Annotated in this window: 2 protein-coding genes; both read left to right on the top strand. The window is 48.5% G+C overall.

Going from position 1 to position 2550, the window contains the following annotated elements:
* Positions 1 to 1740, top strand: a 1740-nt coding sequence (locus tag ACH0BF_RS25025; protein WP_406910523.1) for a 2-oxoacid:acceptor oxidoreductase subunit alpha, incomplete at its 5' end; no start/stop codon positions are given.
* Positions 1727 to 2550: 2-oxoacid:ferredoxin oxidoreductase subunit beta (locus tag ACH0BF_RS25020; protein ID WP_406910522.1), on the top strand; the 824-nt coding region annotated here is incomplete at its 3' end. The genes ACH0BF_RS25025 and ACH0BF_RS25020, both read left to right, overlap by 14 nt.

Genomic DNA, 2550 nt, shown 5'->3' with positions numbered 1-2550 from the left:
GGACAACAGGGGGAAGGGATTGAAAGTACCGGGGAAATCTTTTCTACCGCTTTGAACCGTCTCGGGTACTTTCTCTACGGGTACCGCCATTTTTCATCCCGAATTAAAGGCGGCCATACCAATAATAAAATTCGTGTGAGCACGACTCCTGTCCGTGCGGTCGCGGATGATTTAGATATTTTAGTGGCATTTGACCAGGAAACCATTGATGTCAACTATGGGGAGCTTCACGATCAGGGAATCATCATCGCAGATGCTAAGTTCAATCCAGTGAAGCCAGATCAGGCAAAGGCAGAATTGTATGTCGTTCCTTTCACAGAAATCGCGGCTGAACTGGGTACGTCGTTGATGAAGAACATGGTAGCTGTAGGGGCCACATGCGCTGTTATTAATTTAGATGTACACGTGTTTACCAATGTAGTAGAAGAAATTTTTGGCCGCAAGGGAGAAGCCGTTGTCCAGAAGAACATGGAAGCGATTCAACAAGGCTATCAATATATGTGTGACCAGCTTGGCAGCAAAGTAGGAGCCATGCAGCTTGAAGCGGCAGATGGACATCAGCGGATGTTCATGATCGGCAATGATGCGATCGCACTCGGTGCCCTGACGGGCGGTGTCCGTTTGATGGCGGCTTACCCGATTACGCCAGCTTCTGAAATTATGGAATACTTGATCGACAAACTGCCGAAGGTCGGCGGAACGGTCATTCAAACAGAAGATGAAATCGCGGCAGCCACGATGGCGATCGGTGCCAATTATGGCGGCATTCGTTCCTTTACCGCTTCTGCGGGACCGGGCCTCTCTTTAATGATGGAAGCGATTGGCCTGGCGGGGATGACAGAAACGCCGCTCGTTGTCGTTGATACTCAGCGGGGGGGTCCATCTACCGGCTTGCCAACAAAACAAGAACAGTCCGACTTACTGGCGATGATTTACGGAACCCATGGCGAAATCCCGAAAATCGTGATGGCGCCAAGCACGGCAGAAGAAGCCTTTTATGATACGGTGGAAGCCTTTAATCTCGCAGAAGAATATCAATGTCCGGTGATTCTTCTATCTGACTTGCAGTTATCTCTTGGCAAACAAACCGTCGAACCGCTGGACTACAGCCGAGTAGAAATCCGCCGAGGCAAACTTGTTCAAGAAGAGCTGCCGGAGCTGGATGGAAAAGCTTACTTTAAACGCTATGAAGTGACAGAGGACGGAGTTTCCCCTCGAGTGATCCCTGGCATGAAGCATGGCATTCACCACGTAACAGGGGTGGAGCATGATGAGACCGGCAGGCCGTCCGAAGGAGCGGCTAATCGCCAGGCTCAAATGGACAAGCGGATGAGAAAACTGGAGCAGATCCGCTTTGATACACCGATCTATAAAAACGCTCAGCATGAAGAAGCTGATTTATTGTTGATCGGATTTAATTCCACTCGCGGGGCGATTGAAGAAGCGATGGAACGGTTAGAGCAGGAGGGGGCAAAAGTCAACCATGCTCAAATTAGACTCATTCATCCGTTCCCGTCAGAAGAAATCTTGCCGCTGATCGAGTCAGCGAAAAACGTGCTTGTCGTAGAAAATAATGCGACTGGCCAATTGGCGAATATCATTAAAATGAATGTAGGCCACATTCAGAAAGTGAAAAGCCTGCTAAAATATGACGGCAATCCATTCCAGCCGCATCATATTTACCATGGCAGCAAAGAACTTTTCCCATTACAAGGAGCGGTTACAAATGGCAACGTTTAAAGATTTTCGAAATGATGTAAAACCAAACTGGTGTCCAGGCTGCGGTGACTTTTCTGTCCAGGCGGCGATTCAGCGGGCGGCGGCCAATATCGGCTTGACGCCGGATCAGCTCGCGGTTATTTCCGGCATCGGCTGTTCGGGACGTATTTCAGGCTACATTAAATCATACGGCCTTCATGGGATTCATGGGCGATCACTGCCGATTGCTCAAGGAGTGAAGATGGCCAATAAAGACTTAACGGTGATTGCTTCTGGCGGAGACGGCGATGGATTCGCCATCGGCATGGGGCATACGATTCATGCGATGCGCCGCAATATTGATATGACTTATATTGTGATGGATAATCAGATTTACGGGTTAACAAAGGGGCAAACCTCTCCTCGCTCTGCTCAGGGATTTGTAACAAAGTCCACTCCGAAAGGAGCGATTGAAGGAACGGTCTCTCCCATGGAGCTGGCGCTGACAAGTGGTGCTACATTTGTCGCTCAAAGCTTCTCTACGGACCTGAAGGACTTAACGGCCATCATTGAAGCGGGCATCAACCATAAGGGCTTTTCTATTATTAACGTGTTCAGCCCATGTGTGACCTATAATAAAATTAACACCTATGATTGGTTTAAAGAAAACTTAACGAAGCTTTCTGCGATTGAAGACTATGATTCTTCCAATCGGGAGATAGCGATGAATACGCTGATGCAACACAACGGTCTCGTAACAGGTATCATTTATCAGGATAAAGAAAGAGCTTCTTATCAAGAGCTTGTGCATGGCTATGCAGAAGAACCGCTGGCCAGCCAAGACCTGCAGCT

This window comes from Pseudobacillus sp. 179-B 2D1 NHS, assembly GCF_045370945.1.
In the GTDB taxonomy this organism is placed as follows: Bacteria; Bacillota; Bacilli; order Bacillales; family Domibacillaceae; genus Pseudobacillus.
Note: the sequence above shows the minus strand (reverse complement) of the source record. Positions and strands in the feature narration are given on the sequence as shown.